The organism is Streptomyces sp. NBC_00464 (assembly GCF_036013915.1).
Taxonomy (GTDB): Bacteria; Actinomycetota; Actinomycetes; order Streptomycetales; family Streptomycetaceae; genus Streptomyces.
The window spans coordinates 2,385,034-2,400,187 of sequence record NZ_CP107899.1 but is presented as its reverse complement, the minus strand read 5'-3'; the positions used below and the strand labels follow the sequence as shown (position 1 = coordinate 2,400,187).

The window sequence follows — 15,154 nt, the reverse complement described above, 5'->3', positions numbered from 1 at the left end:
GCCGCGTCCTACGCGTGGGCCCCTACCGTCACCTTCCCCACCGTCAGCTCCGGCTTCCCCTCCAGCACCTCGCCCACCCGGGCCACCTGCTGCTCCAGCTCCCGGAGCTGTCCGGCCGTCAGCGGGGACAGCGGCTCCACCGTCACCGCGATCCGCCGGCCCGAGCGCCGCTGGTGCCACACCCCGGCCACGGTGCCGTCGACGAGCAGCACCGGGAAGTTCCCCGCCTGGCCGCCCGCCAGTGCCCGGGTGCGGGCGGCGCCGGGGAAGAGCTCCTCGCGGGGCTGGGACGCGATGACGAACGCGTCGAAGTAGGGGAGGAGCCGCACCCCGCGTACCGGCTGTGAGGGGAAGGCGGTGTCGCCCGCCACCACCCAGGCCGGGCTGCCGTCCCCGTACGCCACCTCTTCGATCTCCCCGTCCGCCGCGAGTCCCGCGAACAGTTCGGAGGCCCAGCGGGCGGGTGCGGCCAGCCAAGTGGCGAAGTTCTGCGGGGTGGCGGGGCCGTACGCGTGCAGATATCGGCCGATGAGTGCGGCGAGTGCAGGCGGTCCGTCGAGCGGGGTGACGTCGGGGCGGGTGTAGGTGACCTTGCGGCCGCGGTCCTGGCCGAAGCAGAGCAGTCCGCGGTGGGACGCCAGGTGAGTCACCTGCCGCCAGCGCGGCCACAGGGTCTGGAAGGCGGGCATCACCGGCTCGCCGGCCCAGGCCCCGGCGCGGGCGATGACCGCCTCCGTGAGTTCGTCGACGGTCAGCTCGGCGCCGGTCAGGGCGTCGGCGATGGCCGCGAGCACCTCCGCGGTCTGCTCCGGAGTCATCCGCACCCCTTCCGGCTGGGTGTTGCGGCCCGCCGGCAGCGACGACAACGCGCCCGTCCACAGCGGCAGTTCGGCCGCCGACACCAGGTGGACCGTGCCGCGCGGTCCGAACGTCTTGATCAGGGTCCGGTCCGACCACAGAGCCCTGCGCACATCGGCACGGGTCAGATCGCGGCTCCGCAGCCCCACGGAGAGCTCGGCGGCGGACAGGACCTGCGCATGCGCGGCCGGCATCAACTCGACCACCGGGGCCGGGGCGGCGTCGAGCGGGACCGTCAGACCCTGGCGCTCCATTCGGCGGGTGTTCACCCTTGCCCGGTCCACGGTGGCGCGTCGCGTCGTCATGAATCGAAAACTACCGGCCCATCAGGTCAGAATCTGTCCTCATGCCCGGCCGCCCCGCCCGTGATCATCACCGGAATGTGCACATCCTGTGTACGTCCCGGGGGCCGTCCGGGCGTCAAGGCGGCGCCACCGGACGTCTGTGCAGTTCCGAGCCCTGCGGAGGGCTAGATTCCGTGCCCGCAGCGGAGTCCCGCACATTCGGAGAGTAATTATTTCGCGGCGTGGCACGCAGCATCACTTACGAAGGGTTATGGTGGAAACCCCCCCTCGGGCCGGTCCGTAACCCCCCCCACGGACCGGCCCGTTTTTTTTGTGCCCGGGTACTGCCGGGTCCGTAACGCCGGGTCCGTACCGCAGGCGCGGTCGTGAGCCCCGGCAGCCTCTCAGGCCCGTCCGGCCCAGATGTTGGTGCCCGCGGTGTCCACGGCGAAGGTGTCGATCTCCTTCAACTCCCCGGCCGACAGCGCCGGTCCGGCCAGAGCCGCGACGTTCTCCTCCAGCTGCCCCACGCTCGACGCGCCGATCAGGGCCGACGTCATACGGCTGTCGCGCAGCACCCAGTTGAGGGCCAGCTGGGCGAGCGACTGGCCGCGGCGGCGTGCGATGTCGTTCAGCCCGTTCAGCCGGCGGACCACCTCGTCCGAGAGCAGGTCCGGGTTGAGGGACTTGCCCTGCGTGGCGCGTGAACCCTCCGGGATGCCCTTCAGGTACTTGCCGGTCAGCAGCCCCTGGGCGAGCGGCACGAAGGAGATGCAGCCCATGCCGGCCGCCTCCAGGGTGTCCAGCAGCCCGTCGTCCTCGGTCCAGCGGTTGATCATCGAGTAGGACGGCTGGTGGATCAGGGCCGGCACCCCCATCTCCTTCAGCAGCCGGGCCGCCTCTGCGGTCTGCTCGGAGTTGTACGAGGACACCCCCACGTACAGCGCCTTGCCCTGCCGCACGGCGGAGGCCAGGGCCCCCATCGTCTCCTCCAGCGGAGTGTCCGGGTCGAAGCGGTGCGAGTAGAAGATGTCGACGTAGTCGAGCCCCATCCGCTTCAGGGAGGCGTCGAGCGACGAAAGGAGGTACTTGCGCGAGCCCCACTCGCCGTAGGGGCCGGGGTGCATGTCGTACCCCGCCTTGGTGGAGATGATCAGCTCGTCGCGGTACGGGGCGAAATCCTGCTGGAAGATCTTTCCGAAGTTGAGCTCGGCGGAGCCGGGCGGCGGGCCGTAGTTGTTGGCCAGGTCGAAGTGGGTCACGCCGAGGTCGAAGGCCCGGCGCAGGATGGCGCGCTGCGAGTCGAGCGCGCGGTCGTCGCCGAAGTTGTGCCAGAGGCCGAGCGAGACGGCCGGGAGCTTGAGGCCGCTGCGGCCGGTGCGGCGGTACTCCATGGAGTCGTAGCGCGCGGCGTCGGCCCGGTAGGAGGAAGAGGAATCAGTCACGTTTCCCTCCTTATCACGGACTTGTGACAGGCCGGGTTGGGCCGGTGCGCCGCCTGCGCAGTAATGTGGCGGCTTCGGGACTGCACGGCACGGCGGGGCGATCGCCCCCTTCCGGTGCAGCGATCCCCAGGTGGACGACCCCGGACCCCGGGCAAAGGGGCGGGCGTGCCCGCACGGAACCGAGAGGTGGACTCAGTGAACTTGCGCGACCTGGTGTACGGGCTCTACGCGCGCCGGGTGGAGGCCCGCCTCGATCACGCCCAGGTGCCCAAGCACATCGGCGTCATCCTCGACGGAAACCGGCGCTGGGCGAAGGCGTCCGGCGGCACCGCCGCGCAGGGGCACCAGGCCGGAGCGGACAAGATCAAGGAGCTTCTCGGCTGGTGCAGCGAGACGGACGTCGAGGTCGTCACGCTCTGGATGCTCTCCACCGACAACTTCGACCGGCCCGAGTCCGAGCTCATCCCGCTCCTCGGCATCATCGAGAACACGGTGCGCGACCTGGTGGCGGACGGGCGCTGGCGCGTCCACCACGTCGGCACGCTCGACCTGCTGCCCGCGCACACCCAGACGGTCCTCAAGGAGGCCGAGCAGGCCACCGTCGGGGTCGACGGAATACTGGTCAACGTCGCCGTCGGCTACGGCGGGCGCCAGGAGATCGCGGACGCGGTGCGCTCCCTGCTGCTGGACCACTCCGAGAAGGGCACCTCCTTCGAGGACCTGGCGGAGATCGTCTCCACCGACCTGATCTCCGAGCACCTCTACACCCGGGGACAGCCGGACCCCGACCTCGTGATCCGTACCAGCGGCGAGCAGCGGCTGTCGGGCTTCATGCTCTGGCAGAGCGCGCATTCGGAGTACTACTTCTGCGAGGTCTTCTGGCCGGCGTTCCGCCGCGTCGACTTCCTGCGGGCCCTGCGCGACTACGCGGCCCGTCACCGCCGCTACGGCGGCTAGGGCCTCTCGAGGGCCGGAAGGCCACCGGCTGGCCCCGGACGGCTTCGACCGGAACCGGCCAGGTCGGCATGGCTTGGCGTGTTCGAGGGCATACCCCTGACAGGTCGACGTCCGGTCACCAACCAGGCGGACGTCGTGTCCAAGTGAGCGGCATGGAGTCCGCTCGCCCGGGAGGCCCTTTGCACACGAAGGACCGTACATACAGTGCGGCCGACGCGGAGGGCCGGCGCTCGGCCCGCGCAAGGTGGCCGGAGCCCGGCCCGTCCTCTCCCATTGGGATGCTCCGCGACGCCGTCGCACCCCAACCTCGTCCGAGGGGGTACGTCCTTCCGTGGTGACCAGCACAAAGCGCCGCATGCCCGACAGGCGCACCTATGTTCTCGACACCAGCGTCCTGCTGGCCGATCCGAACGCCATGTCCCGCTTCGACGAGCACGAAGTCGTGCTCCCGATCGTCGTGGTCACGGAACTGGAGGCCAAACGGCACCATCCCGAGCTCGGGTACTTCGCCCGGCAGGCCCTGCGCCTGCTGGACGACTTCCGGGTCAGGTACGGCCGGCTGGATGCCCCGATCCCCCTCGGGGATCTGGGCGGGACGCTGCGCGTCGAACTCAACCACTCCGATCCCGGCGTCCTTCCCGCCGGCTACCGGTTGGGGGACAACGACTCACGGATTCTCGCGGTCGCTCGCAATCTCCAGGCCGAGGGGTACGACGTCACGGTCGTCTCCAAGGACCTGCCGCTGCGCATCAAGGCATCGTCGGTCGGTCTCCTCGCCGAGGAGTACCGGGCGGAACTCGCCATCACCGACTCCGGCTGGACCGGAATGTCTGAACTATCCCTCTCGGCCGAACAGGTGGACCTCCTCTTCACCGAGGAGACGCTGTACGTCCCCGAGGCGGCCGAGCTGCCCGTGCACACCGGCCTGGTCCTCCAGTCCGAACGGGGCAAGGCGCTCGGCCGGGTGACGGCCGAGGGCAATGTCCGCCTCGTCCGCGGCGACCGGGAGGCCTTCGGTATCCACGGCCGCAGCGCCGAGCAGCGCATCGCCCTGGACCTCCTCCTGGACCAGGACGTCGGCATCGTGTCGCTGGGCGGCAGGGCCGGCACCGGCAAGTCGGCGCTGGCGCTCTGCGCGGGCCTCGAAGCCGTGCTGGAGCGAGGACAGCACAAGAAGGTGATGGTCTTCCGTCCGCTGTACGCGGTGGGCGGGCAGGAGCTCGGCTATCTCCCCGGCAGCGAGGCCGAGAAGATGAGCCCCTGGGCCCAGGCCGTCTTCGACACCCTCTCGGCGGTCTCCGGCCGCGAGGTGATCGAGGAGGTGCTGGGGCGCGGCATGCTGGAGGTCCTGCCGCTCACCCACATCAGGGGCCGGTCCCTGCACGACGCCTTCGTGATCGTCGACGAGGCCCAGTCGCTCGAACGCAACGTCCTGCTGACCGTGTTGTCCAGAATCGGGGCGAATTCCCGAGTGGTGCTCACGCATGACGTGGCCCAGCGGGACAACCTCCGGGTCGGCCGGTACGACGGAGTGGTCGCCGTGGTCGAGAAGCTGAAGGGGCACCCGCTCTTCGCGCATGTGACGCTCACGCGTTCGGAGCGCTCCCGCATTGCCGCACTGGTGACCGAAATGCTGGAAGAAGGCTAGATCTCATACGGAATGGGACAGTTGATGCCGCCCGGCGAGCCAAGGAGCTTAGCCGGGCGGCATCGTGTTGCGGCACCATTTCCGTTATTCACGTGCTCCAAACGAGGTGTGAGCTTTCACACGCAACAGAGAATTGCTTCCCGGCGTCCCGTTCCGGCAGAGTCTTGCTTCCGTCAGGCCCCGCATACGGCACACCGGCACCTCCAGAGGTGCCACGCACCACACAACTCAACAACCGCCGTCCGTATGCCGCCCGCGAGCACCACGCGGCGCTCCCCCAGGGGAGTGCCCACCGGGCCCGTGCCTCCCGTGACCCAAGCAGTAGGGAGGCCAGTGTCAGGGGCACGATTGCGCCCGCGAGGTCACCTAAGCGGGCGATGCTGGAAGGACACCGTGTGAGCCGGATCTCGGTCCGGGGGTTCGCCGTGGCATCTGCCACAGCGGTAACCACCGTTGGCGCCGTCGTAGGCGTTGCAGCAGGCAGCACTCCCCCTGCTGACGACAACAACTTCGAGGCGACCGCAGCCGACACCACGCTGCTCGCAGACATCCCCGCGGGCCAGCAGGCCCAGGTGCAGACCGCATCGCTGACGCAGCAGGCCGACGCCCAGGCGTCCGCGGCCGATGCGTCGGCGAAGAAGTCCGCCGAGGAATCAGCCCGTGTGCAGGCCGCCAAGGACGCCAAGTCCAAGAAGGCGGCGGCCGAGGACCGGCTGGAGAAGGAGCGCCAGGAGAAGGCGGAGCGCGCCGAGCGCGCCAGCCGCTCCGAGATCCGCAGCGCCTCCGCGTTCGCCACGCAGGCCTCGTACAGCGTGGCCGACGTCCAGGCGATGGCTCGTCAGATGATTCCCGGCGACCAGTTCCAGTGCTTCAGCAACATCGTGAACCACGAGTCGAGCTGGAACTACCGGGCGAGCAACCCGTCCTCCGGCGCCTACGGCCTCGTCCAGGCACTGCCCGGCTCCAAGATGTCCTCCGCCGGTGCCGACTGGCAGACCAACCCGGCCACCCAGATCAAGTGGGGCCTGAACTACATGGACGGCCGTTACGGCAGCCCGTGCGGTGCCTGGTCCTTCTGGCAGGCCAACCACTGGTACTAGAACCTTCCGAGGTTCAGGTCTCAACCTCGCGAAGCCCCTCGCCGTCCTACGGTGAGGGGCTTCGCGCGTGTACGGTCGGGCGGAACCGTTTCCCGGGGAGCGGTGGGAAAGTGGACGGGGGGTAGAGAGACGGTATGTCGAAACTGCCGGGGTGGCTCGGACAACTGGGTGCTGAACTGACCAGGCTGGGTGAGCGCCTGGACGAACGGCGGGCCGAAGCGGTGGCCGAGGACGACGCCGCGCACACGGAGTCCGCGGTGACGGCGGGCGCGCCCGCAGGGGAGGCCGGGAGCGCGGCCGACCATGTCCCGCCGCCGCCCGCGTACGCGCCTTCCGTCTCCGCGCGACCCGATCCGGTCGCGGCCATCCCCTGGGGGATGCGGGTCGCGGCAGAGGCGGGCTGGCGGCTGCTGGTGCTCGCCGGGACCCTCTGGGTGCTCATGCGCGTCATCAGCGCGGTGCAGTTGGTGGTGCTGGCGTTCGTCGCCGCGCTGCTCGTCACCGCGATGCTTCAGCCGACCGTCGCCCGGCTGAGGCGGTACGGGCTGCCGCGCGGACTGGCCACCGCGGTCACGGCGATCCTGGGCTTCGTCATCATGGGCCTGGTCGGCTGGTTCGTGGTCTGGCAGGTCATGGACAACATCGACACCCTTTCCGACAAGGTGCGGACGGGGATCGACGACCTGAAGAACTGGCTGCTGGACAGCCCGTTCCATGTGACCGACAAACAGATCAACGACATAGCGAAGAACCTCAGCGACACCGTCGGCACCAACACGGAGGCCATCACCTCCGCCGGGCTGCAGGGCGTCACCGTGATGGTGGAGCTCCTCACCGGGATGCTGCTGGCGATGTTCTCCACGCTCTTCCTGCTGTACGACGGCAAGCGCATCTGGCACTGGGTGCTCAAGCTCGTGCCCGCCCAGGCCCGGCCGGGAGTCGCGGGTGCCGGTCCGCGTGCCTGGCGGACGCTGACCGCCTATGTGCGGGGCACGGTGATAGTCGCCCTGATCGACGCCATCTTCATCGGCCTCGGGATCTTCTTCCTCGATGTGCCGATGGCCGTTCCGCTGGCCGTCTTCATCTTCCTGTTCGCCTTCATCCCGCTCGTCGGCGCGGTGGTCTCCGGGGCGCTGGCGGTGGTCGTCGCCCTTGTCACCCAGGGCGTGTTCACGGCACTGATGGTGCTGGCCGTGGTCCTCGCGGTGCAGCAGATCGAGGGCCACATCCTCCAGCCGTTCATCCTGGGCCGCGCGGTGCGTGTGCATCCGCTGGCCGTGGTGCTCTCGGTCGCCGCGGGCGGCATGATCGCCGGCATCGGGGGCGCCGTCGTCGCGGTGCCGCTGGTCGCGGTGACCAATACGGTGGTCGGCTATCTGCGGACGTACGGGCAGGAGGAGTCCCGCCGCCACTCGCCACCGCCGCACGGCTCGACCTCGCTGGACGCGGCACCGAAGCCGGCGCCCGGCTCGCCGCCGGAGGAGTTCGACGACGGCAGCGACGAGGAGCCGGCTGCGGACGCGCCGAAGGCGCTCTGAGCGGAGACGGCGCACACAGCGCACACAGCGCACATATAAGAAGGGCCCCTCGGACGGTCGGTCGTCCTGGGGGCCCTTCTCGTATCAGGGGTACTGCGGGTGCTACTCGGCGAGGACTGCCTCGGCTTCGAGGGTCACACCGACCGCCTGGATCACCGAGGCAATCTTGACGGCTTCCTGAATGGTCTCACGGTCCACGCCGGCCTTGCGCAGCACCTGCTCGTGGGAGTCCAGGCACTGGCCGCAGCCGTTGATCGCGGAGACGGCGAGCGACCACAGCTCGAAGTCGACCTTCTCCACGCCCGGCTTGCCGATCACGTTCATCCGCAGGCCGGCCCGGAGGTTGCCGTACTCCGGGTCCGACAGCAGGTGCCGGGTCCGGTAGAACACGTTGTTCATCGCCATGATGGCGGCGGCCGACTTCGCGGCGGTGTACGCCTCCGCGGAGAGGTTGGCCTTCGCCTCCGGCTCCAGCTCGCGCAGCACCTTCGGCGAGCGCGAGGCGATCGCGCAGGCGAGGACGGTGCCCCAGAGCTGCTGCTGCGGGAGTTCGCTGTTGCCGATGACCGAACCGAGGTTCAGCTTCAGGTCCTTGGCGAAGTCCGGTATGGCGGCCTTCAGTTCGTCGAGTGCCATGTCGGTGTCAGCTCACTCGCCCGAGAGGAGCGCGACCGGGTCAAGGGTGGTCTCGCCCTTGGTCCAGTTGCAGGGGCACAGCTCGTCGGTCTGCAGGGCGTCGAGGACCCGCAGGACCTCCTTGGGGTTACGGCCCACGGAACCGGCGGTCACCATCGTGAACTGGATCTCGTTGTTCTGGTCGACGATGAAGACGGCGCGCTGCGCGAAGCCGTCCTCGCCCTCGATGCCGAGGTCCCGCATGAGCTCGTGCTTGGAGTCGGCGAGCATCGGGAAGGGCAGGTCGGTCAGGTCCGGGTGGTCCTTGCGCCAGGCGTGGTGCACGAACTCGGAGTCACCGGAGAAGCCGAGGATCTGCGCGTCACGGTCGGCGAACTCCTCGTTCAGCTTGCCGAACGCGGCGATCTCGGTGGGGCACACGAAGGTGAAGTCCTTCGGCCACGCGAAGACGATCTTCCACTGTCCCTCGTAGGTCTTGTGGTTGATCTGCTCGAACTCCTTGCCGCTCTCCAGCGAAACACAAGCGGTCAGGTCGAACTCGGGGAACTTGTCACCGACAGTGAGCACGCGCTCTCCTTGCAGCGTAGGAATTCCCTTTTTGGGGGAGTTCCTGAGGGTTGGACGACCTCCACCTTGGCACAGAGTGCATTGATCGCGGAAATAGCTACACTCGGTCGTGATGATCGGAGGTGCCTATCAGTGGCCCAGAGTAATCAGGGCATCCGGCCCAAACAGCCCAGCCTCTCGCAGCTGCGCGCCTTCGCCGCCGTGGCGGAGTATCTGCACTTCCGGGACGCGGCGGCCGCAATCGGGATGAGTCAGCCCGCGCTCTCCGGGGCGGTGTCCGCGCTGGAGGAGGCACTGGGTGTCCAGCTCATCGAGCGTACGACGCGCAAGGTACTGCTCTCGCCCGCCGGGGAGCGGCTCGCGGTGCGGGCGCGGGTCGTCCTGCATGCCGTCGGCGAGCTGATGGAGGAGGCCGAGGCGGTCCGGGCGCCCTTCACCGGAGTGCTGCGGCTCGGCGTGATTCCGACCGTCGCCCCGTATCTGCTGCCGACCGTGCTGCGGCTGGTCCATGACCGCTACCCGGACCTCGACCTCCAGGTGCACGAGGAGCAGACCTCCTCGCTGCTGGAGGGGCTGGCGGCGGGGCGGCTGGACCTGTTGCTGCTCGCGGTGCCGCTCGGGGTGCCGGGAGTGACCGAACTCCCGCTCTTCGACGAGGACTTCGTGCTGGTCATGGAGCGCGACCACTGGCTCGGCGGGCGGCAGGACATTCCGCGCGAGGCGCTGCGGGAGCTGCCGTTGCTGCTGCTCGACGAGGGGCACTGCATGCGCGACCAGGCGCTCGACATCTGCCGTGAGGCGGGGCGTACGGAGGGTGCTCCGGTCACCACGACCGCGGCCGGGCTCTCCACCCTGGTGCAGCTGGTGGCCGGAGGGCTCGGGGTGACGCTGCTGCCGCGGACCGCGGTGACGGTCGAGACGGCCCGCAACGACGCGCTGACCACGGGGTACTTCGCGGACCCGGCCCCTGCGCGGCGGGTGGCGCTGGGGATGCGGACCGGGGCGGCCCGGCACGAGGAGTTCGAGGAGTTCGCGGCGGCGCTGCGCGGGGCGATGGCGGCGCTGCCGGTGCGTGTGGCGACGGCCGGCCGGACCTGAGTCAGGGGTCCGGCCGGCCGTCGCGGGTGCTACTCGCTGCGCAGCCCGTCCGGGCGCATCATGCGCCACAGCGGCGGCAGGGACAGCAGGGTGACCAGCAGGATGAGCGACGCGCCCGCCCCCGCCAGTGGCAGGAACAGCCACCAGCCGGACACCTGTTTGCCGACCATCCAGCACAGGGTGGCGCCGAGGGCGAGGCCGCCGGCCACCGCCACCGCGAGCCCGATGACCACCGGGATCGCCGTCTGCCACAGCACCGACCAGCCGAGCGTGACCCGTCGGGTGCCGAAGGCGACCAGGACCGACAACAGCCGCTTGCGCTCACGTAGTTGCTCCAGCTGGGAGACCAGCATGGATGCCGCGATCAGCAGCAGCGTGGCGGTCGCGCCGACCTGGAGGCCGGTCTGGATGCTCGCGTACTGCCGGTTGCGCTCGACCGAGTTCAGGGTGACCAGGCGCATTCCGGGGTCGAGCCTTGCTGCCGTGTTGCGTACGTACTCGGCGGCGTCCGGGACCTGTTCGTCGATGCGGATCTGCGCGACGGTTTCGGCTCCCGGCAGGGTCCGCGCGTCAATCGCTCCGGGCGTGACCAGGATGCCCGAGCGCTCCTCGCCGTACGGGTCGGTCCGGGCCGCGACGGTCCGCGAGCCGGCAGGCAGCGTCCAGTGCAGCGGCGTGCCGTGGCCGTAGCTGTCGAATTCGAGCACCTTGCCCTTGCGAGCGGTCTGGTCGACCCAGCCGGCCTGCCCCTTGTCCTTGGGGTGGGCGACGAAGGTGTCGCCGTCCCGGCAGGTCGTGATCCGGGCGATCTCGCGCAGGGTCGCGCAGTCCCCGACGGTGAACGAGGTGGTGGGCTGGATCTCGTCCTCCTTGTACGTCCCCGGCTTCGTCGCGTACGCCTCGACCGTGCCGATGACCTGGGTGACGCCCTTGGTGGCGCGGAACTCCTTGATCGAGTGCAGGGCGGCATCGCCTCTGACGATCTGGGAGGCGGCGTAGAACTGGGCGCGGGACGGGTCCTGGCCGGTGATCCTGTTGAAGTCGTCGTTCATCGCGGCGAACAGCATCTGCAGGGCCACCGCACCGGCCACGGCGACGGTGACGCCGCTGACCGCGCGGGAGGCGGCACCGCTGCTCAGCTGGAGCCGGCGGGTGGCCAGCTGCCAGGGGATCGGGCCGCCGCGCATCCGCCCGACGCAGGCCTCGACCAGCCAGGGCAGGAGAAGGGCCAGCCCGACGAGGACGAGCACCGCGCCTCCGGCGACCGGATACGGGTTGACGACGCTGTACTCGTCGATCCTGCCCCCGAGTCCGAAGACCGCGAGTCCGGCGACCGGCAGCAGCAGCCGCCACCAGAGGCGACGCTTGCGGCTGCGGCTGTTGCGTACGACACCGAGCGGCTCGATGACCACGGAGCGCATGGCGATCAGGGTGACGAGCACGGCGGTGAGCGGAACCGCGAGGGCGATCAGCACGCAGAGCCGGGCGTCGGGGGCCAGGTCGGCGGGGAAGGCGCTGACGTCCCAGATCTCGATGTGGCCGACGAACCGGCGCCCCGTCAGGAACACGGCCAGTCCGATGAGGAGGCCGAGCACCGAGCCGAAGAGTGCCTCACCGGCCGCGATCCGGCGGGTCATCCGGATGTCCGTACCGACCAGGCGCAGGGCGGCGAGGCGGCGGTCGCGGCGGTCACCGCCGAAGCGGACAGCGGTGGCGATGAAGATGGCCACGGGGGCCAGCAGCACCACACAGACCATGATGGTCAGCACGATGAGGATCGGTGGCAGCGGGTCGGTCGGGCCGGGCTTGCCGTATCCGGCGATCCGGTGGCCGCCCGATGCACTGGTCAGGGTGTCGCTGCCCGCGTAGAACCACAGCTCGCCGGGTGAGCGCAGGCCCTCGTCCGAGATCGTGCCGGTGACCTCGTACGGCAGCCGCTCCTTGAGCAGCGCGTTCTTCGGGGAGTCGAGGAGTTTTCCGAGCGCGGGGGAGACCACCATCTCGCCGGGGGCGGGGAGTTCGTCGATCCCCGGGGGGACGACCGGGTGGCCGCCGTCCGCGCGCATCAGGAAGCCCGTGATGGAGCGGTCGTGGTACTCGGTGCTCGCCTCTACCCGCAGGACGGTGCTGTCCGACTTCTTCGCCGAGGCGTCGGGGGACTCGGAGATCTTGGTCTCGGAGCGTGCCTGGTCCCGGGCGGACCGCTCGTCGAGCATGTGCGGCACGGAGGAGGCGGTGAGCAGCAGCGCCACACCGATTCCCACGCCGACGGCGGTGAGCAGGGTACGGATCCAGCCCTCGCGGCCGCCGGCGGCGGCGAAGCGGATCCCGAGCGCGAGATCGCGCAGCCAGGGTGCGGTGCGGGAGGGGGCTTCGGGAGGAGGCACCGGGCCGGCCGGGGTCCTCTTCTCGTCGAGCAGCGTCATACGGCGTGCTCCAGATCGCGGGCCCGGCCGTCGCGGACGGTGATGTCGCGGTCGGAGTAGGCGGCCACGCGGGCCTCGTGGGTCACGAGCACCACGGCGACGTTGGCGGAGCGGGCCGCCTCGGTGAGCAGTTGCATGACCCGCTCGCCGTTGAGGGAGTCCAGGGCGCCGGTCGGCTCGTCCGCGAAGATCACCTTCGGCGAGGCGGCGAGCGCACGGGCCACGGCGACGCGCTGGCCCTGGCCGCCGGAGACCTCGCCGGGGCGTTTGGCGCCGATGTCGTCGACCTCCAGGCGCTCCATCCACTCCAGGGCGGTGCGCTCGGCGGGCTTGCGGCGGGTGCCGTTCAGCCGCAGCGGCAGAGCGACGTTCTCCACACAGGTCAGCTCGGGGACGAGCTGGCCGAACTGGAACACGAAGCCGAACTCGCTGCGGCGCAGGGCGCTGCGCTGGGCGTCGGACATGGCGGACAGCTCGCGTCCGGCGTAGGTGATGGTGCCGGAGTCGGGGGTGATGATCCCGGCGAGGCAGTGCAGCAGAGTGGACTTGCCGGAGCCGGAGGGGCCCATCACGGCGACGACCTCGCCGGGGTGGACGGAGAACGAGGCGCCGTCGAGTGCGGGGGTCGACCCGTAGGTCTTGCGCAGATCGTGGGCGGCGAGCAGGGAGCCGGCGGGGATCACGGGGCCACCACCTTCGCGAGCTGGCCGAGTCGCGCGGCGGTGAGCTCCAGCCAGCGCAGATCGGCTTCGAGGTGGAACAGGGCGTGGTCGCAGATCAGCTGGTCGGCGAGGTCGCCCTGACGCTTGCGGTCGGTGAGGATGCGCATCATGCGCAGGTGCTCGGAGCGCTGGGCGTCCAGCACGTCGGCGGCGCTGCGGCCGGTGAGCATGGCGAGGACGACCTTGGTGTACAGGGTCGACTGGAGGTACGGCTCCGGCTTCTCGGGCTGCGTGAGCCAGGTCGCGACATCGGTGATCCCGGCGTCGGTGATGGCGTAGCGCTTGCGCTCCGGGCCGCCGTCGGTCTCCACACCGTCGACCTCGACGAGGCCGTTCTTGAGGAGCCGGGACATCGTGGAGTAGACCTGCCCGTAGTGCAGGGGGCGGTCGTGCCCGAACTTTTCGTCGAAGGTCCGTTTGAGGTCGTAGCCGTGGCGGGGGCCGGACTCCAGGAGCCCGAGCAGGGTGTGGCCGATAGACATGACGACGACTGTACACGGTGTGTATACCTGGTGTGTATACCGACCGGGTGAGGGCCACCCCTTCGAGTGGCCGGTGGTCGGTGGCCGGGGCGGACCCCCGTGGTCACTCCGGGTCCGGCGCCTTCGGTGGGCGTCCGCGGCGCGGGATAGGCGCCGCGCCTCCGGGCAGCCGGCCCGCCTCGGCGAGCGCCCGCCGCAGCAGGAACTCGATCTGCGCGTTCGCGCTGCGCAGCTCGTCCGAGGCCCAGCGTGCCAGCGCGTCGTGCACGGCCGGGTCCAGCCGCAGCAGCATCTGCTTGCGCTGCTGCGGCCCGGACTGCGGCGCGCGGCGCCGCGGGGTCTGATCCGTCACTGGTAGAGGGTGCCCGTGTTGAGGACCGGCTGCACCGCGCGGTCGCCGCACAGCACCACCATCAGATTGCTGACCATGGCCGCCTTCCGTTCGGGGTCGAGCTCGACGATGTCCTGCTCGGCGATCCGGCTCAGCGCCATCTCGACCATGCCGACGGCTCCCTCGACGATCAGCTGCCGGGCCGCGACCACCGCTCCCGCCTGCTGGCGCTGGAGCATCGCGGAGGCGATCTCGGGGGCGTACGCGAGGTGGCTGAAGCGGGACTCGATGATCCGTACGCCCGCCGCCTGGACCCGTGCCGTGAGTTCCACGGCCAGCTTCTCGGTGATCTCCTCGGCGTTGCCCCGGAGCGAGAGGCCGCCCTCGTCGTGGGCGTCGTACGGGTACTCGATGGCGATGTGCCGGACGGCGGCCTCGGTCTGGGTGGCGACGAACTCCAGGAAGTCGTCGACCTCGAACAGGGCCTGCGCGGTGTCCTCGACCTTCCAGACGACGATCGCGGCGAGCTCGATCGGGTTGCCGTAGGCGTCGTTGACCTTGAGGACCGCGGTCTCGTGGTTGCGGACCCGGGTGGAGATCTTGCGGCTGGACGTCAGCGGGTTGATCCAGCGCAGTCCGTCGGCGCGGATCGTGCCCACGTACCGGCCGAAGAGCTGGATCACCCTGGCCTCGCCCGGTGCGACCATCTTCACACCGCCCATGCAGAAGAACGAGGCGATGGTGAGCAGTACGCCCAGGATGCAGAGCGGGATGCCCACGCCGTTGTTCCCGTTCGACCCGATGATGCCGCCGAGGATGGCGAGACCGATGCCGGCGAACACCCCGATCACGGTCAGCAGGAGTCCGAGGCCGCCGGCGATGCTGTGCGCCGTCGTCTCGCGGACCTGCGGTTCCGGCATCTCGGGGGCGTCGGGGACGAGGTCGGCCTGCGGTCCGGCAGGGGTGTGCGGGTTGTTCGGTTCAGTCATGGAATCCCCCGGTTCGCGTAGCTAGCTGTTCGCTAGCAATGTGATTTCACATTAATGCTTTTCGCAACCCTGC

General features: G+C 69.9%; 14 protein-coding genes. 5 read left to right on the top strand and 9 right to left on the bottom strand.

What is annotated here, in order from left to right; genetic code table 11:
* Positions 1–8 precede the first annotated feature (8 nt).
* A complete protein-coding gene (locus OG912_RS10350; protein WP_327709094.1) occupies positions 9–1,163 on the bottom strand; it encodes a winged helix DNA-binding domain-containing protein in 1,155 nt (384 codons plus the stop codon).
* Positions 1,164–1,546: 383 nt separating this feature from the next.
* On the bottom strand, positions 1,547–2,587 hold the full coding sequence (gene mgrA / locus OG912_RS10345; protein WP_326738447.1) for an L-glyceraldehyde 3-phosphate reductase: 1,041 nt from the start codon (positions 2,585–2,587) through the stop codon (positions 1,547–1,549).
* A gap of 195 nt (positions 2,588–2,782) precedes the next feature.
* On the opposite strand from mgrA, the gene OG912_RS10340 reads away from it, so the two are divergent.
* From OG912_RS10340 to OG912_RS10325, 4 genes are all read left to right on the top strand, one after another.
* Positions 2,783–3,544, top strand: coding sequence for an isoprenyl transferase (locus OG912_RS10340; RefSeq protein ID WP_148020469.1), 762 nt, complete (start codon positions 2,783–2,785; stop codon positions 3,542–3,544).
* 331 nt (positions 3,545–3,875) lie between these two features.
* Positions 3,876–5,192, top strand: a complete 1,317-nt coding sequence (locus OG912_RS10335) for a PhoH family protein (RefSeq protein ID WP_327709093.1) — start codon at positions 3,876–3,878, stop codon at positions 5,190–5,192.
* Between the two features lie 395 nt (positions 5,193–5,587).
* Entirely contained in the window at positions 5,588–6,292 is a 705-nt protein-coding gene (locus OG912_RS10330; protein WP_327709092.1) for a lytic transglycosylase domain-containing protein, read from the top strand.
* Positions 6,293–6,426: 134 nt separating this feature from the next.
* Positions 6,427–7,830 carry an AI-2E family transporter gene (locus OG912_RS10325; protein WP_327709091.1) on the top strand — a complete coding sequence of 468 codons (1,404 nt, stop codon included), beginning with the start codon at positions 6,427–6,429 and terminating at the stop codon, positions 7,828–7,830.
* A gap of 102 nt (positions 7,831–7,932) precedes the next feature.
* Here the strand turns inward: OG912_RS10325 and OG912_RS10320 are convergent, their stop codons facing one another.
* Positions 7,933–8,466 carry an alkyl hydroperoxide reductase gene (locus tag OG912_RS10320; RefSeq protein ID WP_327709090.1) on the bottom strand — a complete coding sequence of 178 codons (534 nt, stop codon included), beginning with the start codon at positions 8,464–8,466 and terminating at the stop codon, positions 7,933–7,935.
* A 12-nt stretch (positions 8,467–8,478) separates the two neighbouring features.
* A complete protein-coding gene (locus OG912_RS10315) occupies positions 8,479–9,033 on the bottom strand; it encodes a peroxiredoxin (protein ID WP_123461343.1) in 555 nt (184 codons plus the stop codon).
* 132 nt (positions 9,034–9,165) lie between these two features.
* Between OG912_RS10315 and OG912_RS10310 the strand changes: the two genes are divergently transcribed.
* Positions 9,166–10,131: a hydrogen peroxide-inducible genes activator gene (locus OG912_RS10310; protein ID WP_327709089.1), complete on the top strand. Its 966-nt coding sequence runs from the start codon at positions 9,166–9,168 to the stop codon at positions 10,129–10,131.
* A gap of 29 nt (positions 10,132–10,160) precedes the next feature.
* Here OG912_RS10310 and OG912_RS10305 read toward each other — a convergent pair whose 3' ends face one another.
* The 5 genes from OG912_RS10305 to OG912_RS10285 all read right to left on the bottom strand — a co-directional run bounded on the left by OG912_RS10305 (position 10,161) and on the right by OG912_RS10285 (position 15,081).
* Positions 10,161–12,557 carry an ABC transporter permease gene (locus OG912_RS10305; RefSeq protein WP_327709088.1) on the bottom strand — a complete coding sequence of 799 codons (2,397 nt, stop codon included), beginning with the start codon at positions 12,555–12,557 and terminating at the stop codon, positions 10,161–10,163.
* Positions 12,554–13,240, bottom strand: a complete 687-nt coding sequence (locus OG912_RS10300) for an ABC transporter ATP-binding protein (RefSeq protein ID WP_327709087.1) — start codon at positions 13,238–13,240, stop codon at positions 12,554–12,556. Before OG912_RS10300 ends, OG912_RS10305 begins: the two co-directional genes overlap by 4 nt.
* Complete coding sequence (locus OG912_RS10295) at positions 13,237–13,761, bottom strand: PadR family transcriptional regulator (protein ID WP_326738454.1); 525 nt, start codon at positions 13,759–13,761, stop codon at positions 13,237–13,239. Before OG912_RS10295 ends, OG912_RS10300 begins: the two co-directional genes overlap by 4 nt.
* Before the next feature lie 103 nt (positions 13,762–13,864).
* Positions 13,865–14,113 carry a hypothetical protein gene (locus OG912_RS10290; protein WP_327709086.1) on the bottom strand — a complete coding sequence of 83 codons (249 nt, stop codon included), beginning with the start codon at positions 14,111–14,113 and terminating at the stop codon, positions 13,865–13,867.
* The gene (locus tag OG912_RS10285) at positions 14,110–15,081 is read right to left on the bottom strand and encodes an SPFH domain-containing protein (protein WP_327709085.1); all 972 of its coding nucleotides are present in this window, start codon (positions 15,079–15,081) and stop codon (positions 14,110–14,112) included. The genes OG912_RS10290 and OG912_RS10285 overlap by 4 nt, the downstream gene beginning before the upstream one ends.
* Between the last annotated feature and the right edge of the window lie 73 nt (positions 15,082–15,154).

What these genes read in the sequence shown, in the direction of transcription:
- OG912_RS10350 (WP_327709094.1), bottom strand. Translation starts at nt 1,163, where the DNA reads ATGACGACGCGACGCGCCACCGTGGACCGGGCAAGGGTGAACACCCGC.
- OG912_RS10325 (WP_327709091.1), top strand. Translation starts at nt 6,427, where the DNA reads ATGTCGAAACTGCCGGGGTGGCTCGGACAACTGGGTGCTGAACTGACC.
- OG912_RS10320 (WP_327709090.1), bottom strand. Translation starts at nt 8,466, where the DNA reads ATGGCACTCGACGAACTGAAGGCCGCCATACCGGACTTCGCCAAGGAC.
- OG912_RS10305 (WP_327709088.1), bottom strand. Translation starts at nt 12,557, where the DNA reads ATGACGCTGCTCGACGAGAAGAGGACCCCGGCCGGCCCGGTGCCTCCT.
- OG912_RS10295 (WP_326738454.1), bottom strand. Translation starts at nt 13,761, where the DNA reads ATGTCTATCGGCCACACCCTGCTCGGGCTCCTGGAGTCCGGCCCCCGC.
- OG912_RS10285 (WP_327709085.1), bottom strand. Translation starts at nt 15,081, where the DNA reads ATGACTGAACCGAACAACCCGCACACCCCTGCCGGACCGCAGGCCGAC.